Origin of the sequence: Kitasatospora sp. NPDC056800, assembly GCF_042789775.1 — a bacterium.
Classification (GTDB): domain Bacteria; phylum Actinomycetota; class Actinomycetes; order Streptomycetales; family Streptomycetaceae; genus Kitasatospora.
Genome location: NZ_JBHUAL010000018.1, coordinates 1 through 23,551, shown reverse-complemented (window position 1 = coordinate 23,551; position 23,551 = coordinate 1). Strand labels below are relative to the sequence as shown.

Genomic DNA, 23,551 nt, shown 5'->3' with positions numbered 1-23,551 from the left:
ATTTGAACAACTAGCGGCCGCCGGGGCCCGGCTCGACCACCGGGGCGCACAACACCCCATCAGCCCTGGCTGTTCCCACCAGGGCTTCCAGCATGTGGATGGTGCGGGACCCGCGGTGTGGACACTGCGAGACTGGCGCCGTTTCCTGGGCACGTCCCTCAGGCCCGTCGGGACACTGCGCACGCCCATCGACGACCACGGAAGGGTCCTGAAGATGTCGACGACCCCTGCCACCCCCCACACCTCCGCCCCCGGCTCCTTCGAAGCCGAGCAGCGCGCGATAGAGGCGCTCTACGCGGACGTGGTCCGCCGCAACCGGGGCGAGGACGAGTTCCACCAGGCCGTCCACGAGGTGCTGGAGACCCTGGCGCCGGTGCTCGCCCACCGCCCCGAACTCCTCGACGCCCGGATCATCGAGCGGATCTGCGAGCCCGAGCGGCAGCTCATGTTCCGGGTGCCGTGGACGGACGACTCCGGTGACATCCACGTCAACCGCGGCTTCCGGGTGGAGTTCAGCAGCGCCCTCGGCCCGTACAAGGGCGGGCTGCGCTTCCACCCCTCGGTGAACCTCGGGATCGTCAAGTTCCTCGGTTTCGAGCAGATCTTCAAGAACGCGCTCACCGGCCTGCCCATCGGCGGCGGCAAGGGCGGCTCCGACTTCGACCCCAAGGGCCGTTCGGACGCCGAGATCATGCGGTTCTGTCAGTCCTTCATGACCGAGCTGTACCGCCACCTCGGCGAGTACACGGACGTGCCGGCCGGGGACATCGGCGTCGGCGGCCGGGAGATCGGCTACCTCTTCGGCCAGTACAAGCGGATCACCAACCGGTACGAGAGCGGCGTGCTCACCGGGAAGGGCCTCGGCTGGGGCGGCGCGCAGGTCCGTACCGAGGCCACCGGCTACGGCTGCGTCATGTTCACCTCCGAGATGCTGCACAGCCGCGGCGAGAGCCTGGACGGGCGCCGGGTGGTCGTCTCCGGGTCCGGCAACGTCGCCGTCTACGCCATCGAGAAGGCGCAGCAGCTCGGCGCGACCGTGCTCACCTGCTCCGACTCCTCCGGCTACGTGGTGGACGAGAAGGGCATCGACCTCGACCTGCTCAAGGAGGTCAAGGAGGTCCGGCGCGGCCGGGTCTCCGACTACGCCCGACTGCGCGGCGGCCACGTCCGGTTCGTCGAGGGCCCGGGCGTGTGGGGCGTGCCCTGTGACGTCGCGCTGCCCTGCGCCACCCAGAACGAGCTGGTCGAGGCCGACGCGCTGGCGCTGGTGCGCAACGGGGTGCTGGCCGTCGCCGAGGGCGCGAACATGCCCACCACCCCGGAGGCGGTGCGGGTGTTCCAGGAGGCCGGGGTGGCCTTCGGTCCGGGCAAGGCGGCGAACGCGGGCGGCGTCGCGACCAGCGCCCTGGAGATGCAGCAGAACGCCTCGCGCGACTCCTGGACCTTCGAGCACACCGAGGAGCGGCTGGCCGGGATCATGAAGCACGTCCACGACTCCTGCTTCACCACCGCCGAGCGCTACGGCCACCCGGGCAACTACGTGGTCGGCGCGAACATCGCCGGCTTCGAGCTGGTCGCGGACGCGATGCTGGCCCAGGGCCTGATCTGAGCCGCTGACGGCCGTCGCCCGGCGATCGGTCAGGCACCAGGCACCAGGCACCCGGCGATCGGAGCCCGGCACCCGACCGGAGCGGGCACCGATTGTCGGGTGCGGCAGGGTGGGTCCTTCCTACGGTGAAGGTCAGTAAGGGAAGGACGGGGTTGGCGTGCTGGAGCACCTGAACCGGGCGATGGACCGGATCGAACACGACCTGGACCGCGAGGTCGACGTGGCCGAGCTGGCGCGGATCGCGATGACGTCGGAGTACCACTTCCGGCGGCTGTTCTCGATGCTCGCCGGGATGCCGCTGTCGGAGTACGTCCGGCGTCGGCGGCTGACCGTCGCCGGGGCCGAAGTCCTGGACGGCGAGCGGACGTTGCTCGACATCGCGGTCCGGTACGGGTACTCCTCGGGGGAGGCGTTCGCCCGGGCGTTCCGGGCCATGCACGGAGTCGGGCCGGGCGAGGCCCGGCGCGACGGCGCGGTGCTCGTCTCCCAGCCCCGGATGTCCTTCCGACTCATCGTGGAGGGAAGCAGCAGTATGGAATACCGGATCGTCGAGAAGCCGGACTTCCGGATCGTCGGCAGGAAGGCCCGGGTCACCCTGATCTACCTGGGGATCAACCCGGGGATCGCCGAGTTCATCAAGGGCCTCGGCAAGGAGACGGTCGAACGGATCGCGGCGCTGTCCGGGGACGACCCGGCCGGGATCCTGTCGGTGAGCGACGACTTCTCGCCGAACCGCGAGGAAGGGTCCGAACTCGACTACTGGCACGCGGTGGTGGCGCGCGACGGGGCCGCCGTCCCGGCGGACCTGGATGTGCTCGACGTCCCGGCCGGCACCTGGGCGGTGTTCACCAACTCCGGGCCGTTCCCGCAGGCCCTGCAGGAGATGTGGGCGGACGTGGCCGGCCAGTGGTTCCCGTCCAACCCGTACGAGGCCCGGCCGGGTCCGGAGATCCTGCGGGTCAGCCCGGTTCCGGGCACGGCCGACGCCGAGGCGGAGCTGTGGATCCCGGTGGCGAGGGCCGTGCGCGGCTGACGGGCGAAGGCTGACAGCCGACAGCTAACGGATAACAGCGAACAGATGACAGCTGACAGATTTCGAAATCTGTCAGCTGTCATCTGTCATGTGTTCGTCCGCCCGTCTCGCCGCCCGTTCGGCCCACCCCGCCCGCCAAGCTCCGCCCCGCCCCGCATGCTGGGCCTGGAGGTGCGGGGGCCGAGGCGCCGAAAACCCGGGAGTTCCCGAGCAAGCTGCGAGGACAGACGCCATGAAGCAGACCTCCGTGACCACCAACGCCCCCTGCTGGACCGAGTTGGGCACCTCCGATCCGGCCGCCGCCCGGGCCTTCTACACCGAGCTCTTCGGCTGGCAGGCGGACGACACGGCCCGCCCCGGGGAGGGCGACTACACCCAGATGCTGGTCCGGGGCGTCCCGGCCGCCGCCATCACCCCGCGCTACGCCCCGCAGCAGCCGATCGCCTGGACGGTCTGCATCGCGGTCGCCGACGCCGACGCCACCGCCGCGAGGATCAAGGAGTGCGGCGGCCTGGTCCGGAAGGACCCCGGCGACGTCTTCGACTTCGGCCGGTTCTCGGTGGCCGCCGACCCGTCCGGCGCGGTGTTCATCCTCTGGCAGGCCCGCGCCTTCCGGGGCGCCGGGGTGTTCAACGAGCCCGGTGCGCTCGGCTGGGTGGAACTGCTCACCCGCGACCCGTCCGGCGCGCTCGCCTTCTACCCGGAGGTCTTCGGCTGGTCCGTCGCCCCGTCCGAGCACTACCCCCAGTGGGGCCTGGACGGACGGGACTTCGGCGGCATGCTGACGATGGACGACCGCTTCCCGCCCGAGGCGCCGCCACACTGGCTGCCGTACTTCGCGGCCGCCGACGTGGACGGCACCGTCGGCCGGGCGGTGGCGCTCGGCGGGGACGTGCTGACGCCCGCCACCGGCATGCCGGGCGGCCGGCGGATCGCCGTGCTGCGCGACCCCCAGGGCGCCGCGTTCGGCGTCTACACCGCCGGCACCGAGGGCTGACCGGCACGCCGCAGGGCGCGCGAGCGACGCCACCCGGCCACGCCCGCGCCCGCCGCCCCCGCCGTGACCAGCAGCGCCCCCAGCGGTACCACGTCGCCGATCCGGTCGTACCAGGTCAGCGTCCCGGGCGCGGTGAGCGGCAGTCGGACGGTCAGCACGCCGGTGCCGTCGGTGCCGAGCCGGGCGAGCTCCCGGCCCTGGGCGTCGAAGGCGGCCGAGACCCCGGTCAGCGAGGCCTGGACGGCCGGTCGGCCGGTCTCGGCGGCCCGGATCGCGGCCAGCGAGACGTGCTGCTCGGGCGCCCAGGTGCGCTGGAAGGTCGAGGTCGAGGACTGGTAGACCAGCACCCGGGCGCCGTCCCGGGCGGCGGTGCGGGCCATGTCGGGGAAGGCCGACTCGAAGCAGATCAGCGCCCCGACCGGCAGCGGCGCGCCCGCCCGGTCGGTGGCGGGCAGGACGTGGAAGGACGTGCCGGGCGCCCGGTTCTCGCCCGCGGCCCGGCTGACCCCGGCGATCCAGCCGAGCACCGGCCGCAGCGGGATGTACTCGCCGAACGGCACCAGCCGGATCTTGCGGTAGCGGTCCACCACGCCGGCGGGGGAGACCAGCACCGCGTCCTTGGAGATCCGCCCGTCCGCCTTGCGCGCGTCCTCCCCGGCGACGACCTCGGCGCCGGTGGTCGCGGCGAGCCGGCGCAGGGTGTCCAGCGCGGCCGGGTCGCGGTCCAGGTCGGCGGTGGTACTGCTCTCGCCCCACACGACCAGGTCCACCGACTGTCCGACCAGTCCGGCCGTGATCCGCGCGCTCGCCTCGAAGCGGGCCTGGGGGTCCTCCACGATGCCGGGCTGGACCAGTGCCACGGTCACGGCCCCGTCCGCGGCGGGTGCCTCGCGCAGCGCGAACAGCAGCGGACCGGAGGCCAGGACCAGCACGACGGTCCCGGCCGCGACGGCCCGCGGCCGCCGGTGCACCGCGGTCAGCGCGATCAGCGTCCCGGTGTTCACCGCCGCCACCGCCGCGCTGACCAGCCAGATCCCGCCGGCCGAGGCCAGCCCGAGGACCGCCGGGTGCTGCCACTGGGTGGCGCCGAGCAGCGCCCACGGCCCGCCGAGCGCGGGCCAGGACCGCGCGTACTCGGTCGTCACCCAGACGGCCGGTACGACCAGCAGTGCGAGCAGGGCCCGACGGGCGGTCAGCCGGGGGTGCAGCAGCCGGTGCGCGGTGTACCCGACGGCGCTCTGGAGCGCCCCGAACAGCACCGCGATCACCGGCAGCCCCGGCCCGACGGACGGGACCAGCCAGTACATCGCGGTCAGGATGAACCCCGCGCCGAACCACCAGCCGCGCACCGCCGCCTCCCGGCCCGACGGCGCCCGCTGCATCAGCAGCAGTCCGGGGACGAGCGCGACCCAGGCCAGCCAGGCCTGCCCGGGCGCGGGGAAGGCGAGCACCGGAACCGCGCCGGCCGCCAGCGCACCGGTCCGCGCGCGGTACCGGTGCGGCGCGTGCGGCTCCCGTTCCTCGACGGCGGTCGTGCGCAGGGTCGGGCTGGCGGGAGCGGAGCGACGCGACATGACCCGTATTGTCCGCTTGACGGGCGTACACCACCAGTACGCCATTCAGCCGAACGGGTGACAAGAGCCCCATGTTCGGAACCAGTGGTCCCGGCCGTACCAGTGGCCTTGCCAGAACGGGCGATCGGAGGGGTGGCCCCAAGGAAGTGCGGCCCCGAGGAGGGCTGCCCCGAGGAGGGCTGCCCCAAGGAAGTGCGGCCCCGAGGGGGCCCGCCCCTCCGATCACCGTGCGCGGTCCTACTCCTCGCCGCCCTCCAGGTCCCCCTCGGTCTCCAGGAACGCGGCCTGCAGCTGCTCGATCAGCTCCGGGTCCGGCTGCTCCCACAGCCCGCGGCTCGCCGCCTCCAGCAGCCGCTCGCTGATCCCGTGCAGCGCCCACGGGTTGGCGCCCGCGAGGAACTCCCGGTTGACCGGGTCGAGGACGTACTCCTGGGTCAGCTTCTCGTACATCCAGTCCGCGACCACGCCCGTGGTGGCGTCGTAGCCGAACAGGTAGTCCACCGTCGCGGCCATCTCGAAGGCGCCCTTGTAGCCGTGGCGGCGCATCGCCTCGATCCAGCGCGGGTTGACCACCCGGGCGCGGAAGACCCGGGCGGCCTCCTCGGTCAGGGTGCGGGTGCGGACCGTCTCCGGCCGGGTCGAGTCGCCGATGTAGGCGGTCGGCGCCTTGCCGGTGAGGGCCCGCACGGTGGCCACCATGCCGCCGTGGTACTGGAAGTAGTCGTCCGAGTCGGCGATGTCGTGCTCGCGGGTGTCGGTGTTCTTCGCGGCGACGGTGATCCGCTTGTACGCGGTCTCCATCTCCTCGCGGGCCGGGCGGCCGTCCAGCCCGCGGCCGTACGCGTAGCCGCCCCAGACCGTGTACACCTCGGCCAGGTCGGCGTCGGTGCGCCAGTCCCGGCTGTCGATCAGCTGGAGCAGGCCCGCGCCGTAGGTGCCCGGGCGGGAGCCGAAGACGCGGACGGTGGCCTTGCGCTCGTCGCCGTGCACGGCGAGGTCGGCCTGGACGTGGGCGCGCACGTAGTTCGACTCCGGGGCCTCCTCCTGGGCGGCGGCCAGGCGCACCGCGTCGTCCAGCAGGGCGACCACGTGCGGGAAGGCGTCCCGGAAGAAGCCGGAGATGCGCAGCGTGACGTCGATGCGCGGGCGGCCCAGCTCGTCCAGCGGGATCGGCTCCAGGCCGGTGACCCGGCGCGAGGCGTCGTCCCAGACCGGGCGGACGCCGAGCAGGGCGAAGGCCTCGGCGATGTCGTCGCCGGCGGTGCGCATCGCGCTGGTGCCCCAGAGCGAGAGCCCGACCGAGGGCGGGTAGGCGCCGTCGTTGTCCGAGCGGTAGCGCTCGACCAGGGAGGAGGCGAGTGCCTGGCCGGTCTCCCAGGCGAGCTTGCTGGGGACGGCCTTCGGGTCGACGGAGTAGAAGTTGCGGCCGGTGGGCAGCACGTTGACCAGGCCGCGCAGCGGCGAGCCGGACGGGCCGGCCGGGACGAAGCCGCCCTGGAGCGCGTGCAGCACGGCGTCCAGCTCGTCGGTGGTGGCCGCGAGCCGCGGCACCACCTGGGCGGCGGCGAAGTCCAGCACCGCGCGGACGGCCTCCTGGACGGCCTCCGGCAGTTCGGCGGTCACCTTCTCGACCGCCTCGGGCGCCCAGTCCTCCGCCTCCATCGCCTCGACCAGGGCGCGGGCCCGGGCCTCGGCCGCGTCGGTGGCGCCCAGGGTCAGCGCCGCCTCGTCCAGGCCGAGCGCCTCGCGCAGGCCGGGCAGGGCGCTGACGCCGCCCCAGATCTGCCGGGCGCGCAGGATGGCGAGCACGATGTTGACCCGGTCGGTGCCGGTCGGCGCCTGGCCGAGGACGTGCAGACCGTCGCGGATCTGGGCGTCCTTGACCTCGCAGAGCCAGCCGTCGACGTGCAGCAGGAAGTCGTCGAAGCCGTCGTCCTCGGGGCGCTCGTCCAGGCCGAGGTCGTGGTCGAGCCGGGCGGCCTGGATCAGGGTCCAGATCTGGGCGCGGATCGCCGGCAGCTTGGCCGGGTCCATCGCGGCGATGTTGGAGTGCTCGTCCAGCAGCTGCTCCAGGCGCGCGATGTCGCCGTAGGAGTCGGCGCGGGCCATCGGCGGGACGAGGTGGTCGACGAGCGTGGCGTGGGCGCGGCGCTTGGCCTGGGTGCCCTCGCCCGGGTCGTTGACCAGGAAGGGGTAGACCAGCGGCAGGTCGCCGAGGACGGCGTCCGGGCCGCACCCCGCGGACAGCGCGGCGGTCTTGCCCGGCAGCCACTCCAGGTTGCCGTGCTTGCCGAGGTGGATCACCGCGTGGGCGCCGAAGCCGCCGTCCTCCTGGGCGGCCTGGATCCAGCGGTAGGCGGCCAGGTAGTGGTGGCTCGGCGGCAGGTCGGGGTCGTGGTAGATGGCGACCGGGTTCTCGCCGAAGCCGCGCGGCGGCTGGATCAGCACGAGCAGGTTCCCGGAGCGGATCGCGGCCAGCACGATGTCGCCGTCCGGGTTCTGCGAGCGGTCGACGTACAGCTCGCCGGGGGCCGGGCCCCAGTGCTCCTCGACCTGCTCGCGCAGGCCCTGCGGAAGGGTGGCGTACCAGCGGCGGTAGTCGGCGGCGGGGATGCGGACCGGGTTGCGGGCCAGCTGCTCCTCGGTGAGCCAGTCCTGGTCGTAGCCGCCGGCCGCGATCAGGGCGTGGATCAGCGGGTCGCCCTCGTGGCCGCCCTCGCCGTCGTCGAACGCGGGGAGGTCGTCCCCGAGGTCCATGCCCTCCGCGCGCAGCCGCTCCAGCAGCCGCACCGCGCTGGCCGGGGTGTCCAGGCCGACGGCGTTGCCGACCCGGGCGTGCTTGGTCGGGTACGCGGACAGCACCAGGGCGAGGCGGCGCTCGGCGGCCGGGACGTGCCGCAGCCGGGCGTGCTTGACGGCGGTGCCGGCGACGCGGGCGGCGCGCTCCGGGTCGGCGGCGTAGACGGTCAGGCCGTCCTCGTCCAGCTCCTTGAAGGAGAACGGGACGGTGATCAGGCGGCCGTCGAACTCCGGGACGGCGATCTGGGTGGCGGTGTCCAGCGGGGACAGGCCGTCGTCGCTGGCCTCCCACTGGGCGCGCGACCAGGTGAGGCAGAGCGCCTGGAGGATCGGGCGGTCGAGCGCGGCCAGCGCGCCCGCGTCCCAGGCCTCCTCGTCCCCGCCGGCCTGGGCGTCGGCCGGGCGGGTGCCGCCGGCGGCGAGCACGGTGGTGACGATCGCGTCCGCCTCGCCGAGCGCGGCCAGCAGCTCGGGCTCGGCGCCGCGCAGCGAGGCGCAGTAGTAGGCCCTGGCCCGGGCGCCCTGGTCCTCGACGGCCCGGCAGAGCGTCTCCACGAAGGCGGTGTTGCCGCTCATGTGGTGGGCGCGGTAGTAGAGCACCGCCACCGTCGGACCCTCGGACGTACGGGCCTCGCGCTCCAGCGGGCCCCAGGCCGGGGCGGAGGCGGGCGGGGCGAAGCCGTGGCCGGTCAGCAGCACGGTGTCGGAGAGGAAGGCGCCCAGCTCGGCCAGGTTGGCGGCGCCGCCGTGGGCCAGGTAGGCGTGCGCCTCGGCGGCGATGCCGGCCGGGACGGTGGACAGCTCCATCAGCTGGGCGTCGGGGGCCTGCTCGCCCGTCAGCACCACCACCGGGCGGGGGCCGGCCAGCAGCGCGTCCAGGCCCTCCTGCCAGGCGCGGCGCCCGCCGAGCAGGCGGACCACGACGAGCTCGGTGCCCTCCAGCAGCGCGGGCAGGTCCTCGGGGGTGAGCCGGGCCGGGTTGCCGAGGCGGTAGCGCACCGGCCCCTCGGAGGCGCGGGCGCTGAGCAGGTCGGTGTCGGACGTCGACAGCAGCAGGATCATGTGAAGGCCCTCCCGGCCTCGTCGGTGGCCGGGGTGGCCGGGATCTGGGCCGGGGCGGCCGCTGGGGTGGCACGGACGGCCGCGCGGTCGACCGGGGTGGTCGCGGCGCGGGCCGGGGCGGTCGCACGGTCGACCGGGGTGGTCGTGGCGGCGGCCGGAACGGGCATGACGGCGGTCGGGACAGCCGCGGTGGCGGTCGGGACGGCCGTGGTGGCGGCCGGGGACGCGGGCGCGGGCATGCGACAGCGCTGGAACATTTCTGCCTTCCTCGGGGTCCGCGCCCCGGGCCGGTGGAGGACGGCAGGAGTTCCTGGCTCCCGCGGCCGACCGGTCTACCGGTGAACCGCGGTCACAGTGGCGGGACCGCACCGGGTTCGCACCGGTTTCCTCCCCTGCGCCGTCGCTGGCGTGCGGACGGTCCGTGAGGGACCGCCCGCCAGCATCGTACGGGGTGCGGCTGACCTGGGGGAGGGTGAGCTTTCGGACGTCCGGCCGACGGGGCTCGGATGTCCGGCGGACGGGGGCTCGGGGTGTCCGGCAGGTGCGGCGGGGGCGGGGCCGGGGTGTGATGCAGCGGACGGAGGCAAGCGATCGGATCATCTGTATGCTCGCCGCCATGCCACCGACACCCGACGCCACCGCGCCGGGCGCCGCAGGACCCGACCGGGAGGTGCCCGACCGGGGGCGTGCGGACGCCTGTCCCGGAGCACTTCGTCTGCATACGGCCGACGACGGCGCCCTCGCCCGGATCCGCCTGCCCGGCGGTCTGCTGACGGACCGTCAGGCCATCGCGCTGGCCGAGGCCGCCGAGGCCCTCGGCGACGGCGAGTTGGAGACCACCTCGCGCGGCAACGTCCAGCTGCGCGGCCTGGCCCCGCACTGCGCGGCCGAGCTCGCCGACCGGCTGCGCGCCGCCGGGCTGCTGCCCTCGGACACCCACGAGCGGGTCCGCAACATCGTCGCCTCGCCGACGGCCGGACTGGACACCGCCGCCGAGGGAGCCGTCGGCAACGCCGATGTGCAGTCCTGGGTACGGGAGTTGGACGCGCGGCTGTGCGCCGCCGACTGGGCCGCCGGGCTGTCCGGCAAGTTCCTGTTCGCGCTGGACGACGGGCGGGGCGACGTCGCCGCGCTCGACGCCGATGTGACATTGGTCGCAGGCCCGGACGGCACCCGGCTGCTGCGCCTCGGACGCGACGGACGCGGACACCCGGTCGAGGCCGGGCGGGAGGTCACGGCCGTGCTGGACGCGGCCCGCTCCTTCCTGGCGGAGCTGCGGACGCACGGGCGCAAGGCCTGGCACCTGCGCGAGGTCCCCGAACTGCTGCCGGCCGGCACGGTGCCGCTACCCGCCTTCGCCGGCAGCGCGCCCGCCGTCGGCGCGCTGCCCGGCGGGCTCTCGGTGGGACTGCGGTTCGGCCGGGCGAGCGCCGGGCAGTGGCGGACGCTGGTCGCCGCCTCGGCCGGTGAGCTGCGGCTGACCCCCTGGCGCGGGGCGGTGCTGCCCGGCGCCCCGGCCGACCGGCTGCCCGGGCTCGCCGCGGCCGGCTTCCGCACCGAGCCCGGCTCGGCCTGGGAGCGGGCCACCGCCTGCACCGGGCTGCCGGGCTGCGCCAAGTCGCTGGCCGACGTCCGTACGGACGCGGCCCGGGCGCTGGACTCCGGTGCCGCCGTGAGGGCTGGTGCCACGGTGAGGGCCGGTGTTGTCGTGAGGACCGGTGCCGGCCCCGATGGTCTGCTGCCCGTCCACTGGTCGGGCTGTGAACGGCGCTGCGGCCATCCGGCCGGGCGGTGGGTGGACGTGCTCGCCACGGGGCGCGGCTACCGGGTGACGGTGAACGGGGCGAACGCCGACGTGCCGGGGCCCGATGCGGCGAAGGCCCATGAGATGAACGCCGTTGTGACGAACGCCGTTGTGACGAACGAGGAGATGGCCGAGGCGGTCGCCGAGGCCAGGAGGACCACGAAGTGATCGAGTACGAGAAGGACGGCGCGTCCATCTACCGCCAGTCCTTTGCCACCATCCGCGCGGAGGCCGATCTGGCCGCCCTCCCGGCGGACGTCTCCCAGGTCGCGGTGCGGATGATCCACGCCTGCGGGATGGTCGACCTGGTCGAGGACCTGGTGTACTCGCCCGGTGTGGTCGCCTCCGCGCGCGCCGCGCTGCACGCGGGTGCGCCCATCCTCTGCGACGTCAACATGGTCGCGAGCGGCGTCACCCGTCGGCGGCTGCCGGCCGACAACGAGGTGATCTGCACCCTCACCGACCCCTCGGTGCCCGAACTCGCCCGCACGATGGGCAACACCCGCAGCGCCGCGGCCATGGAGCTGTGGCTGCCCCGGCTGGAGGGCGCGGTGGTCGCCGTCGGCAACGCCCCGACCTCGCTGTTCCGGCTGCTGGAGATGATCGAGGCGGGCGCACCGCGACCGGCCGCGGTGATCGGCGTCCCGGTCGGCTTCATCGGCGCCGCCGAGTCCAAGCAGGCCCTGGCCGAGCACCCGTCCGGCCTGGAGCACCTGGTGGTGCGCGGTCGGCGCGGCGGCAGTGCGATGGCCGCCGCCGCCATCAACGCGATTGCGAGCGAAGAAGAGTGACGGACCGTCAGAGCACCGCGGGTCGGCTGTACGGCGTCGGGCTCGGCCCGGGCGACCCGTCGCTGGTGACCGTCCGCGCCGCCGAACTCATCGGCAAGGCCGACGTGGTGGCCTACCACAGCGCCCGGCACGGCCGGTCCATCGCACGGTCGATCGCCGAACGGTATCTGACGGACGGTCAGATCGAGGAGAAGCTGGTCTACCCGCTCACCGTCGAGACCACCGACCATCCGGGCGGCTACCGCGGCGCGTTGGACGACTTCTACGAGGAGGCCGCCGCCCGGCTGGCCGCCCACCTGGACGCCGGGCGCGACGTGGTCGTCCTCGCCGAGGGCGACCCGCTCTTCTACGGCTCCTACCAGCACATGCACAAGCGGCTCGCGCACCGCTACCCGACCGAGGTGGTGCCGGGCGTGACCTCGCTCAGCGCGGCCGCGGCCCGGCTCGGGCAGCCGCTGACCGAGGCCGAGGAGACGCTCACCGTCATCCCCGGCACGCTGCCCGAGGAGGAGCTGACGGCGCGGATCGCGGCCGCCGACTCGGCCGTGATCATGAAGCTGGGTCGCACCTTCCCGACCGTCCGCCGGGCCCTGGAGCGGGCCGGGCGGCTGGCGGACGCGCAGTACGTGGAGCGGGCCTTCATGGCGGGGGAGCGGATCGCGCCGCTCGCCGAGGTCGACGGCGACACGGTGCCGTACTTCTCGGTCGCGGTGCTGCCGAGCAAGGTCGCGCCGCTGGAGCCGGAGGTCCGGCTGTCGGACGGCGTCGGCAGCGTGACCGTGGTCGGCACCGGGCCGGCCGGGCCGCTCTGGCTGACCGCCGAGGCGCGCGGCGCGCTCTCCGAGGCCACCGACCTGGTCGGCTACACCACCTACCTGGACCGGGTGCCGGAGCGGCCGGGGCAGCGGCGGCACGGCTCGGACAACAAGGTGGAGTCGGAGCGCGCCGAGTTCGCCCTGGAGCTCGCCCGGCGCGGGCACCGCGTCGCGGTGGTCTCCTCGGGTGACCCGGGGGTGTTCGCGATGGCCACCGCCGTGCTGGAGGTCGCCTGCGAGGAGGCCTACCGGGACGTCCCGGTGCGGGTGCTCCCCGGGATGACCGCCGCCCACGCGGCCGCCTCCCGGGCCGGCGCCCCGCTCGGGCACGACTACGCGACGGTGTCGCTCTCGGACCGGCTCAAGCCGTGGGACGTGGTGGCGAAGCGGCTGCGGGCCGCGGCCGAGGCGGACCTGGTGCTCGCCCTGTACAACCCGGGCTCGAAGTCCCGGACCACCCAGGTCGGGCTCGCCCGGGACCTGCTGCTGGAGTACCGGGCGCCGGAGACCCCGGTGGTGATGGCCCGCGACGTCGGCGGCCCGACCGAGCGGGTGCGGATCGTCCGACTGGGCGAGCTGGACCCGGGGCTGGTCGACATGCGGACCATCCTGCTGATCGGCTCCTCGCAGACCCGGGCGGTCGAGCGGGGCGGCGGCGTGGAGGTCGTCTGGACGCCGCGGCGGTACCCGGAGGAGTGACAGGTGACAGATGACAGCGAACAGATTTCATCATCTGTTCGCTGTCATCTGTTCTCTGTTCGCTGGTATCCGTTCCCTGTTCTCCGGCTGCCGACCGCTACCGGGTCGGCTTGGTGAGCAGCAGCTCCGTGTTGTGGTCCCCGCCCGCGCCCAGCAGCGCCGCCGGGCGGCCGTTCGGGTCGTTGTACGACAGCTCGCGGTAGAGCGCCGCGAGGTTGGCGTCCGAGGTGCCGCCGAAGTCCGTCCCGTACGGCGCGGAGGACTCGATCAGCGTGGTGAACAGCGAGAGCGTGCCGTCCCCGTTGTCCGCGATCTCGATGATCCGCCCGTGCTGCGGGTAGTCGATGTGCGAGGCGGTGTTGATCTCCCAGAACGCCCGCTCCGGCACCGCGTGGCCGTGCGGCGTGATCTTGTTCATGTGGGTGTGCCCGTTCACCCACGCGACCACGTTCGGGTAGCGCTGGAGCAGCGCCACCAGCTCGTTGCCGTCGTGCCGTCCCTCGAAGATGTTGCGCGGGTCCGGCAGCAGGTTGCCCATCGTGCCGCTGGTGTGGTGGCTGAAGAGCAGGATCGGCTCGTCCGTGCTCCCGCCGGTCACCCTGCGCCCGTCGGCGTCGTACCAGTGCCCGCTGTGCGCCTGCAACTGCTGCTCCAGCCAGCGCAGTTGCGCGGTGCCCAGCGAACCGTCGGCGAACCCGGCCTGGTTGGTGGTGTCCAGGCTGATGCCGACCACCTTCTCCGAGATGCGGAAGGTGTAGTAGAGCTTGCCGCTGTTCGCCATGTCCGAGGTGAAGCCGTGCCCGTACGGGCCGGCGCCGGTGACCGCCGGGTTCAGGTGGGCCTTGGCGAACTCCTTGAGCGTGAACGGCCGGCGGCGCTCGTCCGGGGTGACCTTGCGGACCAGGTCGCCGCTGGCGATCAGCTTCGCCAGCAGCAGCACGGCGCCCGCCGGGTCGCGGCGCAGCGAGTCCGTCAGCTGGGCGGCCGTGGCGTCGTCGCAGCCCTCCAGCTTGTACTGGCCGGTGTACAGGTCGTTCAGCAGCCCGAGGTCCGGCAGCGAGCCCTCGATGCTGTCGTCGTGGTTGCCGACCGTGGTGTACCAGGGCGTGCGCAGGCCCGGCGCGTCGAAGGGGCGGCCGGCGGCGGACAGGAAGCCGGCTATCTGCGGGAAGCCCTTCGCCTTGTAGCCGTCGTTGTAGGAGAGTTCGGGGTTCCAGTAGGCGGCGTTGCCGGAGTTCTGCACACCCTCGTAGCGGCTGAGGTCACCGGTGTTCTGGGCCAGCCGTCCACCGCCCATGACCTTGAGGTACCAGTCGAGTTCGGCGAGCTCGTGGTTGTCGGTGTTGTCGCCGGTGGCCATCACCATGCTGAACGGCATCCCGGTGTAGGGGCCGCCGGCGAGCGAGTTGACCCGCTCGACGAGGGCCGAGACACCGCGGGCGTTCAGGGCCTCCTGCGGCCGGTACGCGCTGCCGTTGAGCTTGGCCAGGTACTCGAAGCGCACCGGGGACTCGGTGTCCACCAGGTGCAGGTCGCTGAACTGGACGAAGCTGGCCAGCCCGGTCCGGCGGTCGTCCCGCCCGGTGGTCGCCGACGCCAGGTCGCCGCGCACCACCAGCGGCCAGCCCGGCCCGGCCGTCAGCCGCTTGTAGCCGCCGGTGCCGACCGGCGTGGCCACCTGCTCCAGCGTGGTCCCGGTGACCCTGACCGCCCGCGCGGCCGTCGTCGCCAGGGCCTGGTCGCGCGCCGCGGCCGAGGCGAACTGCGCGCCGCCCAACGACAAGGCCGACCAGGCGGCGGCCACCGACGTACCGGTGAGGAACGTACGCCGACTCATCCCTGCCACAAAAACCCCCACATGCTGGTGGCCCGGCGGGGCAGTCGACCCCGGCCGGGCCCACGTCTGTCATGAACCCGCTTCTGGCGGACCGCCAGATTACTCACTGGTAGCCGCGGCGGGCGAGGCCCGTGCGGAGAACTCTTCGGGAACGCGGGACGGCGCGACCCTCCGCAACTCGTGCACGAGGGGTTCCACCGAGCGGGGCGAGGCGCGGCCGCCGCCACCCCGGTCGGGCCCCACCAGGGCCGGTGGGGGAAAATCGGCGACGGCGTCCGGTGCGGCCGCCGGAGCGGAGCAAGGACGGCGCGGGCGCCGTCGGAAACGGGGCGCAGGTGGCCGCAGCGGGATCCGAGGCGGGAGCCGGGGTCGGCGCCGGAGCGGGCGGCCGGGCCGGCCAGCTGAAGAGCAGCGGCCTGCGGCCCGGCTGGACGACGGGCGCCTGTGCCACCGCCGCCACCAGGGCCGCGTACACCGCGCTGCTCACCGGCGAGTTCCCGGACCCGGTGGTCATCACCCTCCCCAAGGGGCAGCAGCCCGCCTTCGCCCTCGCGGCCGAGCAGCTGACCGTCGCCGAGCAGCCGACCACGGCCGAGGAACTCACCGCAGCCGAGCAGCCGACCGGCCCCGGAGGGCGGATCACCGCCATGGCCGGGGTGGTCAAGGACGCGGGCGACGACCCCGATGTCACCCACGGCGCGCTGATCCGCTCGACCGTACGGTCCGGCGAGCCCGGCACCGGGGTGGTGTTCCGGGCCGGCCCCGGGGTGGGGACGGTCACCAAGGCCGGCCTGCCGCTGCCGGTCGGCGAGCCCGCGATCAACCCGGTGCCCCGGCAGATGATCCGGGACGCCGTCGCCGAGGTGGCCGCCGCGCACGGCGGCAGCGGGGACGTGGTGGTCGAGATCGCGGTCGACCACGGCGAGGAGATCGCCCGCTCCACCTGGAACCCCCGGCTCGGCATCCTCGGCGGCCTGTCCATCCTCGGTACGACCGGGGTGGTCGTCCCCTACTCCTGCTCGGCCTGGATCGACTCGATCCGCCGCGGCGTGGACGTGGCCCGCGCGGCGGGGCGCACCCACGTGGCCGGCTGCACCGGCTCGACCTCGGAGAAGGTCGCGGTCGCGGAGCACGGGCTGCCCGAGGACGCGCTGCTGGACATGGGCGACTTCGCCGGTGCGGTGCTCAAGTACCTCAAGCGCCACCCGGTGCCCCGGCTGACCATCGCGGGCGGCTTCGCCAAGCTGTCCAAGCTCGCGGCCGGCCACCTCGACCTGCACTCGGCGCGCTCCCAGGTGGACAAGGGCTACCTGGCCGGACTGGCCCGCCGGGGCGGCGCGGACGAGGCGCTGGCCGAGGCGGTCGCGGGCGCCAACACCGCGCTGGAGGCCGTGCAGTTGTGCCGTGCGGCCGGGGTGCCGCTCGGGGACCTGGTCGCCGAGGCGGCCCGGGCGACGGCGCTCGGCGTGCTGGTGGGCTCGCCGGTCGCGGTGGACGTCATCTGCATCGACCGCGCGGGCACCGTCGTCGGCCGGGCGGAGCCGCTCGGGCCGTGACAATGTCACGGGTGTCACGACGGAGCGACAACATCGCCCGGTGACGTGAAGAACTGACGCCCAAACAGGGCAAGAATCGGACAAATGGAGCAGTAGGGCGGCCCCCCGGTTCTGTCGCCATCTCAACCATGAGATATCGTCTGGCGAGTGACAGGCGACTACCTCACCCGTATCGGCACCCTCATCCGTACCGCGCGCCAGCACCGCGGCTGGTCCCAGGCGCAGCTCGGCGAAGCCCTCGGAACCAGCCAGAGCGCGGTCAACCGCATCGAACAGGGCAAGCAGAACGTCAGCCTTGAGATGATCGCCCGCATCGGCGAAGCCCTCGACAGCGAGATCGTCTCCCTCGGCTACTCCGGCCCGATGCACCTGCGCGTCGCCGGCGGCACCCGGCTCTCCGGCGCGATCGACGTCCGCAGCAGCAAGAACGCCTGCGTGGCGATCCTCTGCGCCTCGCTGCTGACCACCGGCCGCACCACGATCCGCAGCGTCGCCCGGATCGAAGAGGTCTACCGCATCCTCGAGGTGCTCACCAGCATCGGCGTCAAGAGCCGCTGGATCAACGAGGGCCGCGACCTCGAACTCACCCCGCCCGCCGAGCTCGACCTCGCGGCGATGGACGTCGAGGCGGCCCGCCGCACCCGCAGCGTGCTGATGTTCCTCGGCCCGCTGATGCACCGCGCCCAGCGCTTCGCCATCCCGTACGCCGGCGGCTGCGACCTCGGCACCCGCACCGTGCAGCCGCACCTGACCGCGCTGCGCCGCTTCGGCCTGGAGGTCGCCACCACCGGCGGCGCCTACCACGCCTCGGTCGAGCCGGGCACCCCGCAGGACCGCCCGATCGTCCTGACCGAGCGCGGGGACACCGTCACCGAGAACGCCCTGCTGGCCGCCGCCCGGCACGACGGCGTCAGCGTCATCCGCAACGCCTCGCCCAACTACATGGTCCAGGACCTCTGCTTCTTCCTGGAGAAGCTGGGCGTGCGGATCGAGGGCATCGGCACCACCACCCTCACCGTGCACGGCGTCCCGGAGATCACCTGCGACGTCGACTACACCCCGGCCGAGGACCCGGTGGAGGCGATGAGCCTGCTGGCCGCCGCCGTCGTCACCTCCTCCGAGCTGACCATCCGCCGGGTGCCGATCGAGTTCCTGGAGATCGAGCTCGCGGTGCTGGAGGGCATGGGCCTCGACTACGACCGCACCCCCGAGTACCGGGCCCACAACGGTCAGACCCGACTGGTCGACCTCACCGTGCGCCCCTCCAAGCTGACCGCGCCGATCGACACCATCCACCCGATGCCGTTCCCCGGCATCAACATCGACAACGTGCCGTTCTTCGCCGCCATCGCCGCGGCCGCGCACGGCACCACGATGATCCACGACTGGGTGTACGACAACCGCGCGATCTACCTGACCGAGCTGACCCGCCTCGGCGCCGACGTCAAGCTCCTCGACCCGCACCGCGTACTGGTCCAGGGCCCCACCCGCTGGCGCGCCGCCGAGATGATGTGCCCGCCGGCCCTGCGCCCCGCAGTGGTCATCCTGCTCGCCATGCTCGCCGCCCAGGGCACCTCCGTCCTGCGCAACGTCTACGTCATCAACCGCGGCTACGAGGACCTCGCCGAGCGCCTCAACTCCATCGGCGCCCGGATCGAGACCTTCCGCGACATCTGACCGTCCGTCACACCGCTGGCCGGCCTCACCCGTTGAGCCCGGCCAGCAGCACGGAAACATCCAACCCGGTGTTCAGGTACTCCACGAACACCGGGTTGTCCAGTGCCCGGACGACGTGTTCCCTCCGAGTGCCCGGCGCTGTCCGGTGCCCTGCGGCGCTACTCGCCGGTGATGCCGTCGAGGTGTTCGCGGAGGAGGTCGGCGTGGCCGTTGTGGCGGGCGTACTCCTCGATCATGTGGGTGAGGATCCAGCGCAGCGAGAAGACCTCCTCGCCGTAGTGGCCCAGGACGTCCAACGACTCCGCGGCGGCCACGAGTTCCCTGGCGTGGTCGCACTCGCGGCGCCAGATCGCGAAGGCCTCGTCGGGGTCGGCGGTCTCGGCGTCGAACTCGGCGAAGGAGCCGTCGGGGTGCGCCCAGAAGCCGCGCGCGTCCTCCTTGTTGAGGACGTTGCGGAACCAGCTGCGCTCCACCTCGGCGAGGTGGCGGACCAGCCCGAGCAGGGAGAGCCCGGACGGCTCCAGCACGCGGGCGCGGAGCTGCTCCGCGCTGAGGCCCTCGCACTTCATCGCGAGGGTGTCGCGCTGGTAGTCCAGGAAGCCTGTCAGTGTGGCGCGTTCGTCGGCGGTGCGGGGGGTCTGCGTGCGCTGATCATCGGTCATCGGGCCATCCTGCCCGCCATCCGACGGGCCCGCCGCCCAATTTCCCCGCTCCTAGCCCAGGTGCTCCAGCCAGCGCAGTGCGCCCGGGACGTCGGGTGCGACGGGGACGCCTTCGGGTACGGGCGGGCGTTCCACGATGATGACGGGCAGGCCCAGTCCGCGGGCGGCGGTCAGCTTGGGGGCGGTCGCGGCGCCGCCGCTGTCCTTGGTGACCAGGACGTCGATGTCGTGCCTGCGCAGCAGCGCCTCCTCGCCCTCGATCGTGAACGGGCCGCGGTCCAGCAGGACTTCGAACGAAGGCGGCAGCGGGGGCTCGGGCGGGTCCACCGAGCGGGCGAGGAAGTGGACGCCGTCGAGGTGGGCGAAGGCGGCGACGCCCTGCCGGCCGATGGTGAGGAAGACCCGTTCCCCGCGTCGGGGCAGCAGTTCGGCGGCCGCGGCGAGCGAGGGGGCGGGGAGCCAGTGGTCCCCGTCGACGCGGGTGAAGCCGGGGCGGCGCAGCACCAGCAGGGGGACGCCGGTGGCGGCGGCCGCGAGGGCGGCGTTGTGCGAGATGCCGGCGGCGAACGGGTGGGTGGCGTCCACCACCGCGTCCACGCGTTCCGTGCGCAGCCAGTCGGCCAGGCCCTCCGGTCCGCCGAAGCCGCCGATCCGCACCTCCCCGGCGGGCAGCCGGGGTCGGGCGACCCGGCCGGCCAGCGAGCTGGTGACCCGGAGGGCGGTGGGGGCGAGTTCGGCGGCCAGCGTCCGCCCCTCGGTGGTCCCGCCGAGGACCAGGACGTGTCGCATCACGCCCCGCAGGGCTCGTGCGGGCGCTCGCGGTCCGCCGAGTAGAGGTGGCTGTCGCGGAACTGCTCGGCGGCCAGGGTGCGGCCGACGATGATGACGGCGGTGCGGACCACGCCCGCGGCCTTGACCTGCTCGGCGATGTCGCCGACGGTGCCGCGCAGCACCAGCTCGTCGGGGCGGCTGGCCATCGCGACGACGGCGACCGGGCAGTCGGCGCCGTAGTGCGGGAGCAGCTGCTCGACCACGTCGTCCACGTACCCGGCGGCCAGGTGCAGCACCAGCAGGGCGCCGCTGCGGCCGAGGGTGGCGAGGTCCTCGCCCTCGGGCATCGGGGTGGCGCGCTTGGCGATCCGGGTGAGGATGACGGTCTGGCCGACGGTCGGGACGGTCAGCTCCCGCTTCAGCGCGGCCGCGGCGGCGGCGAAGGCGGGCACGCCGGGGACCACCTCGTAGGGCACGCCGGCCGCGTCCAGGCGGCGCATCTGCTCGGCGACGGCGGAGAAGACGGACGGGTCGCCGGAGTGCAGCCGGGCCACGTCCTGGCCGGCCTCGTGCGCGGCGACCAGCTCGGCGGTGATCTGGTCCAGGTTGAGCTGCGCGGTGTCGATCAGCCGGGCGCCGGGCGGGCACTCGTCCAGCAGTTCGCGCGGGACGAGGCTGCCCGCGTACAGGCAGACCTCGGCGCGGGCCAGGATGCGCTGGCCGCGCAGGGTGATCAGGTCGGCGGCGCCCGGGCCGGCTCCGATGAAGTGGACGGTCACGAGGCGTTCTCCTGAAGGGGGTTGTCGGACGTGCGGGCTTCGGCGGCGCGGGCTTCAGTGGTGCGGGTCTCGGCGGCACGGGCGTCGGGCTTGACGGCGGACCACTGGGTGACCGGCATGGCCTGCCGCCAGCCGGTGAAGCCGCCCACGGGGACGGCGTGGGCGACGGCGAGTTTGACGAGCTCCCCGCCGTGGCGCCGGTACCACTCGGTGAGCAGCGCCTCGGACTCCAGCGTCACGGTGTTGGCGACGATCCGGCCGTCGGGGCGCAGCGCGGCCCAGCAACTCTCCAGCAGGCCGGGCGCGGTGAGGCCGCCGCCGATGAACACGGCGTCGGGGGCGGGGAGTCCGGCGAGCGCGGCGGGGGCGGGTCCGGTCGCCACCCGGAGCCGGGGCACGCCGAGCGCGGCGGCGTTGCGGGTGATCCGCTCGGCCCGGACCGGGTCGCGTTCGACGCTGACGGCCCGGCAGTCGCGGTGGGCGCGCAGCCACTCGATGGCGATCGAGCCGGAGCCGCCGCCGACGTCCCAGAGCAGTTCGCCGGGGGAGGGGGCGAGCGTGGCGAGGGTCGCGGCGCGGACGTGGCGCTTGGTGAGCTGGCCGTCGCTCTCGTACGCGGTGTCGGGCAGGCCGGGGACGAGTGAGGTGCGGGGGCCGTCGCCGAGGTCGACGGCGATGACGTTCAGCGGGTCGCCGGGCGGGTGCGGCCAGCCGTCGGCGGGGCCGTCCAGGTGGCGTTCGGCCGGGGCGCCGAGCTGTTCGAGGACCCGCAGGCGGGCGGTGCCGTAGCCGCGGGCGGTGAGCAGTCCGGCGACGGCGGCCGGGGTGGCGGAGTCGGCGCTGAGCACCAGCAGGCGGCGGCCGGGGTGGAGGGCGAGCGAGAGGGTGTCCAGCGGTCGGCCGACCAGGCTGACGACCTCGGTGGCCTCCAGCGGCCAGCCGAGCCGGGCGCAGGCGTAGGAGACGGAGGAGGGGTGCGGCAGGACGCGCAGGCGCTCGGCGCCGACGGTCTCGGCGAGGGTGCGGCCGATGCCGTAGAACATCGGGTCGCCGCTGGCCAGGACGGCGGTGCGGCGGCCGGCGTGGGCGGCGAGCAGCCCGGGGACGGCGGGGCGCAGCGGGGACGGCCAGGGGACGCGCTCGGCGGCGACCTCGTCGCGGGGGAGCAGGTCCAGCTGGCGGGGGCCGCCGACGACGACCTCGGCCTCCCGCAGCACGGCCCGGGGGCCGACGGCGAGGCCGGGCCAGCCGTCGGCCCCGATCCCGACGACGGTGATCGGGGGTGGCAGCTCGGGCACCGGGTGGCTCCTCGTCGTTCGAATGGGCCAATGAGTGGGAAATCTGACTGGCCGGGGCAGCCTACCTGGCGGTCTGTCCCCCACCGGCTCCCCAGTCCCCCGACTCGATCAGCGCCGGCCGCTCCCGCAAGCGCGCCTCGGCCCTCGGCCCGGCGAGGTAGACCCAGGCCGCCCGCGGCTCGCCCGTCGCGGTCCGCACCGTCATCCGCCGCCGGACGTACAGCCCGGTCCCGTCGGCCCGGCACTCCTCCAGCCGGTCCAGGGCCTCCAGGGCTCCGGCGTACGCGCCAGGGCGTACGGTGACGAGCTCACCCACGATCCGACGTCCGGGCGCCGGGTCCGGCACCGCGTACGGGAAGCCGGGGCCCTCGTGCAGCGCGGCGCCCTCCAGCACGGCCGGGCGGACGTCGGCGCAGCGCCCGGCCAGGTGGACGGCATGATTGCGGCCGCCGCTGCGCAGGGTGCCGTACACGAAGAACGGCAGGGCCTCCTCGGATGCGGACACGGGTTCGACCTCCTCGCTGGGGAGCGTTCACGGTACGTCCCGCGGTCCGATTCCTGATACCGACTGGCGCACCGGGCCGTCCATGCGCTGTCATGTCGGATGTTCGGCCAGTACCGTCCAAGGGGGACACACATGACACCGCCCGCTTCACCCTCCCAACCGGCCGCGACCCCCGGCTCAGCCCCCGACACCCCCGCCACCACCAAGGCCGGAGCCGAAGCCAGGACCGAGGCCGGAGCCAAGGCCGGGGCGAGCCCCGTCCCCCGCCTCGGCGGCGCGGTCTGGCTGGCCCTCCTCGTGGTCTACATCGTCTGGGGATCGACCTACCTGGCGATCCGGGTCGCGGTCGAGACGATGCCCTCCTTCCTCTCCGCCAGCGCCCGCTTCCTCACCGCAGGCCTGCTGCTGGCCGGCTACCTCCTGGTGCGCCAGGGCCCGGCCGGTCTGAAGGTGACCCGGCGCCAGCTGGCCTCCTCCGTCCTGGTCGGGCTGCTGCTGCTGACCGGCGGCAACGGACTGGTGGTCCTGGGCGAGACCTCCGTCCCCTCCGGCCTGGCGGCCCTGCTGGTGGCCGCGGTCCCGCTGTGGATGGTGGTGCTGACGGCGTTCGGCGGCGATCGCCCGAAGCCCGCCGAGCTGGCCGGGGTGCTGCTCGGACTGGTCGGCCTCGGAGTCCTGTCGGCCCCCGCGATCGGCGGGTCGATCGAGCCGGGCGGCGTGATCCTGATCATCGGCGCCACCCTGCTCTGGGCGACCGGCTCCTTCGTGAGCAAGAAGATCCCGATGCCCGGCAACGTGCTCGCCGCGAGCGCCTACCAGATGCTGGCCGGCGGCCTCGGCGACCTGCTGGTCGGAGTGGGCCGCGGCGAGCAGCACGGGGTGGACCTTGGGGCGGTCTCCGGCCGGTCCTGGCTGGCCCTCGCCTACCTGGTGGTGTTCGGTTCGCTGCTCGCCTTCACCGCGTACGCCTGGCTGCTGCGCTCCGCCCCGTTGACCCTGGTGGCCACGTACGCGTACGTGAACCCGGTGGTCGCGGTGCTGCTGGGCTGGCTGATCCTGGCCGAGCCGCTGACCGGCCCGACCCTCGCGGGCGGCGCGATCGTGGTGGCGGGCGTCTGCCTGGTGGTGAGCGTCAGCCGGCGTCCGGGCCGCTCATCGAGCGCCGGGAGCCGAGCCCGTCCGGCGGAAACGGCCGATCCGGTCGATCCGTCCCGGTCGGTGAAGGGGCCGTCCGCCCGTAGCTGAGCACGACGTCCGCACGTTCGAAGACGTCCTCGGTGGTC

18 protein-coding genes and 1 riboswitch are annotated in these 23,551 nt (G+C 74.0%); of the genes, 9 read left to right on the top strand and 9 right to left on the bottom strand.

The features are described 5' to 3' along the window. The first annotated feature begins 214 nt into the window (after nucleotides 1-214). From gdhA to ACFRQN_RS06390, 3 genes are all read left to right on the top strand, one after another. Complete coding sequence (gdhA, locus tag ACFRQN_RS06400) at nucleotides 215-1,609, top strand: NADP-specific glutamate dehydrogenase (RefSeq protein ID WP_049659022.1); 1,395 nt, start codon at nucleotides 215-217, stop codon at nucleotides 1,607-1,609. 157 nt (nucleotides 1,610-1,766) lie between these two features. Then, a complete protein-coding gene (locus ACFRQN_RS06395) occupies nucleotides 1,767-2,642 on the top strand; it encodes a GyrI-like domain-containing protein (protein ID WP_380738666.1) in 876 nt (291 codons plus the stop codon). A 232-nt stretch (nucleotides 2,643-2,874) separates the two neighbouring features. After that, the gene (locus ACFRQN_RS06390) at nucleotides 2,875-3,639 is read left to right on the top strand and encodes a VOC family protein (protein WP_375873484.1); all 765 of its coding nucleotides are present in this window, start codon (nucleotides 2,875-2,877) and stop codon (nucleotides 3,637-3,639) included. On the opposite strand, the gene lnt is transcribed toward ACFRQN_RS06390, so the two are convergent. The 3 genes from lnt to ACFRQN_RS06375 all read right to left on the bottom strand — a co-directional run bounded on the left by lnt (nucleotide 3,615) and on the right by ACFRQN_RS06375 (nucleotide 9,331). Next, nucleotides 3,615-5,213: an apolipoprotein N-acyltransferase gene (gene lnt / locus ACFRQN_RS06385; RefSeq protein ID WP_380738664.1), complete on the bottom strand. Its 1,599-nt coding sequence runs from the start codon at nucleotides 5,211-5,213 to the stop codon at nucleotides 3,615-3,617. The genes ACFRQN_RS06390 and lnt overlap by 25 nt on opposite strands. Nucleotides 5,214-5,450: 237 nt before the next feature. Continuing rightward, the gene (gene cobN / locus ACFRQN_RS06380) at nucleotides 5,451-9,074 is read right to left on the bottom strand and encodes a cobaltochelatase subunit CobN (RefSeq protein WP_380738662.1); all 3,624 of its coding nucleotides are present in this window, start codon (nucleotides 9,072-9,074) and stop codon (nucleotides 5,451-5,453) included. Next, nucleotides 9,071-9,331 carry a hypothetical protein gene (locus ACFRQN_RS06375; RefSeq protein ID WP_147409322.1) on the bottom strand — a complete coding sequence of 87 codons (261 nt, stop codon included), beginning with the start codon at nucleotides 9,329-9,331 and terminating at the stop codon, nucleotides 9,071-9,073. Before ACFRQN_RS06375 ends, cobN begins: the two co-directional genes overlap by 4 nt. A gap of 47 nt (nucleotides 9,332-9,378) precedes the next feature. Then, nucleotides 9,379-9,464, bottom strand: a riboswitch (cobalamin riboswitch). 214 nt (nucleotides 9,465-9,678) lie between these two features. On the opposite strand from ACFRQN_RS06375, the gene ACFRQN_RS06370 reads away from it, so the two are divergent. The 3 genes from ACFRQN_RS06370 to ACFRQN_RS06360 are packed head-to-tail and all read left to right on the top strand — an operon-like array spanning nucleotide 9,679 to nucleotide 13,183. Then, on the top strand, nucleotides 9,679-11,046 hold the full coding sequence (locus tag ACFRQN_RS06370; protein ID WP_380738659.1) for a cobalamin biosynthesis protein CobG: 1,368 nt from the start codon (nucleotides 9,679-9,681) through the stop codon (nucleotides 11,044-11,046). Beyond that, nucleotides 11,043-11,669 (top strand): precorrin-8X methylmutase, encoded by a 627-nt coding sequence (locus ACFRQN_RS06365; RefSeq protein ID WP_049649824.1) that lies wholly within the window; start codon nucleotides 11,043-11,045, stop codon nucleotides 11,667-11,669. The genes ACFRQN_RS06370 and ACFRQN_RS06365 overlap by 4 nt, the downstream gene beginning before the upstream one ends. Further along, nucleotides 11,666-13,183: a precorrin-2 C(20)-methyltransferase gene (locus ACFRQN_RS06360; protein WP_380738656.1), complete on the top strand. Its 1,518-nt coding sequence runs from the start codon at nucleotides 11,666-11,668 to the stop codon at nucleotides 13,181-13,183. The genes ACFRQN_RS06365 and ACFRQN_RS06360 overlap by 4 nt, the downstream gene beginning before the upstream one ends. A 97-nt stretch (nucleotides 13,184-13,280) precedes the next feature. Here ACFRQN_RS06360 and ACFRQN_RS06355 read toward each other — a convergent pair whose 3' ends face one another. Continuing rightward, nucleotides 13,281-15,020 carry a TIGR03767 family metallophosphoesterase gene (locus tag ACFRQN_RS06355; RefSeq protein ID WP_380738654.1) on the bottom strand — a complete coding sequence of 580 codons (1,740 nt, stop codon included), beginning with the start codon at nucleotides 15,018-15,020 and terminating at the stop codon, nucleotides 13,281-13,283. Nucleotides 15,021-15,355: 335 nt separating this feature from the next. Between ACFRQN_RS06355 and ACFRQN_RS06350 the strand changes: the two genes are divergently transcribed. Together ACFRQN_RS06350 and ACFRQN_RS06345 are read left to right on the top strand one after the other, a co-directional pair. Continuing rightward, nucleotides 15,356-16,576 carry a cobalt-precorrin-5B (C(1))-methyltransferase gene (locus ACFRQN_RS06350; RefSeq protein WP_380738652.1) on the top strand — a complete coding sequence of 407 codons (1,221 nt, stop codon included), beginning with the start codon at nucleotides 15,356-15,358 and terminating at the stop codon, nucleotides 16,574-16,576. A 147-nt stretch (nucleotides 16,577-16,723) separates the two neighbouring features. Next, nucleotides 16,724-18,253: a UDP-N-acetylglucosamine 1-carboxyvinyltransferase gene (locus ACFRQN_RS06345; RefSeq protein WP_049649821.1), complete on the top strand. Its 1,530-nt coding sequence runs from the start codon at nucleotides 16,724-16,726 to the stop codon at nucleotides 18,251-18,253. Nucleotides 18,254-18,411: 158 nt separating this feature from the next. Here the strand turns inward: ACFRQN_RS06345 and ACFRQN_RS06340 are convergent, their stop codons facing one another. The 5 genes from ACFRQN_RS06340 to ACFRQN_RS06320 all read right to left on the bottom strand — a co-directional run bounded on the left by ACFRQN_RS06340 (nucleotide 18,412) and on the right by ACFRQN_RS06320 (nucleotide 22,268). Further along, the gene (locus ACFRQN_RS06340; RefSeq protein ID WP_380738650.1) at nucleotides 18,412-18,915 is read right to left on the bottom strand and encodes a DinB family protein; all 504 of its coding nucleotides are present in this window, start codon (nucleotides 18,913-18,915) and stop codon (nucleotides 18,412-18,414) included. A gap of 51 nt (nucleotides 18,916-18,966) precedes the next feature. Beyond that, on the bottom strand, nucleotides 18,967-19,704 hold the full coding sequence (locus ACFRQN_RS06335) for a cobalt-precorrin-6A reductase (protein WP_074004353.1): 738 nt from the start codon (nucleotides 19,702-19,704) through the stop codon (nucleotides 18,967-18,969). Then, a complete protein-coding gene (gene cobM, locus ACFRQN_RS06330; protein ID WP_074004354.1) occupies nucleotides 19,704-20,465 on the bottom strand; it encodes a precorrin-4 C(11)-methyltransferase in 762 nt (253 codons plus the stop codon). Before cobM ends, ACFRQN_RS06335 begins: the two co-directional genes overlap by 1 nt. Then, nucleotides 20,462-21,763: a precorrin-6y C5,15-methyltransferase (decarboxylating) subunit CbiE gene (cbiE, locus tag ACFRQN_RS06325; RefSeq protein WP_380738648.1), complete on the bottom strand. Its 1,302-nt coding sequence runs from the start codon at nucleotides 21,761-21,763 to the stop codon at nucleotides 20,462-20,464. Before cbiE ends, cobM begins: the two co-directional genes overlap by 4 nt. A gap of 61 nt (nucleotides 21,764-21,824) precedes the next feature. After that, nucleotides 21,825-22,268 (bottom strand): gamma-glutamylcyclotransferase family protein, encoded by a 444-nt coding sequence (locus ACFRQN_RS06320; RefSeq protein WP_079272471.1) that lies wholly within the window; start codon nucleotides 22,266-22,268, stop codon nucleotides 21,825-21,827. Nucleotides 22,269-22,400: 132 nt separating this feature from the next. Here ACFRQN_RS06320 and ACFRQN_RS06315 point away from each other — a divergent pair, with 132 nt between their 5' ends. Then, on the top strand, nucleotides 22,401-23,513 hold the full coding sequence (locus ACFRQN_RS06315; protein ID WP_380738646.1) for an EamA family transporter: 1,113 nt from the start codon (nucleotides 22,401-22,403) through the stop codon (nucleotides 23,511-23,513). Nucleotides 23,514-23,551: the final 38 nt, after the last annotated feature.

What these genes read in the sequence shown, in the direction of transcription:
- gdhA (WP_049659022.1), top strand. Translation starts at nt 215, where the DNA reads ATGTCGACGACCCCTGCCACCCCCCACACCTCCGCCCCCGGCTCCTTC.
- ACFRQN_RS06390 (WP_375873484.1), top strand. Translation starts at nt 2,875, where the DNA reads ATGAAGCAGACCTCCGTGACCACCAACGCCCCCTGCTGGACCGAGTTG.
- lnt (WP_380738664.1), bottom strand. Translation starts at nt 5,213, where the DNA reads ATGTCGCGTCGCTCCGCTCCCGCCAGCCCGACCCTGCGCACGACCGCC.
- cobN (WP_380738662.1), bottom strand. Translation starts at nt 9,074, where the DNA reads ATGATCCTGCTGCTGTCGACGTCCGACACCGACCTGCTCAGCGCCCGC.
- ACFRQN_RS06375 (WP_147409322.1), bottom strand. Translation starts at nt 9,331, where the DNA reads ATGTTCCAGCGCTGTCGCATGCCCGCGCCCGCGTCCCCGGCCGCCACC.
- ACFRQN_RS06370 (WP_380738659.1), top strand. Translation starts at nt 9,679, where the DNA reads ATGCTCGCCGCCATGCCACCGACACCCGACGCCACCGCGCCGGGCGCC.
- ACFRQN_RS06355 (WP_380738654.1), bottom strand. Translation starts at nt 15,020, where the DNA reads ATGAGTCGGCGTACGTTCCTCACCGGTACGTCGGTGGCCGCCGCCTGG.
- ACFRQN_RS06340 (WP_380738650.1), bottom strand. Translation starts at nt 18,915, where the DNA reads ATGACCGATGATCAGCGCACGCAGACCCCCCGCACCGCCGACGAACGC.
- ACFRQN_RS06335 (WP_074004353.1), bottom strand. Translation starts at nt 19,704, where the DNA reads ATGCGACACGTCCTGGTCCTCGGCGGGACCACCGAGGGGCGGACGCTG.
- ACFRQN_RS06315 (WP_380738646.1), top strand. Translation starts at nt 22,401, where the DNA reads ATGACACCGCCCGCTTCACCCTCCCAACCGGCCGCGACCCCCGGCTCA.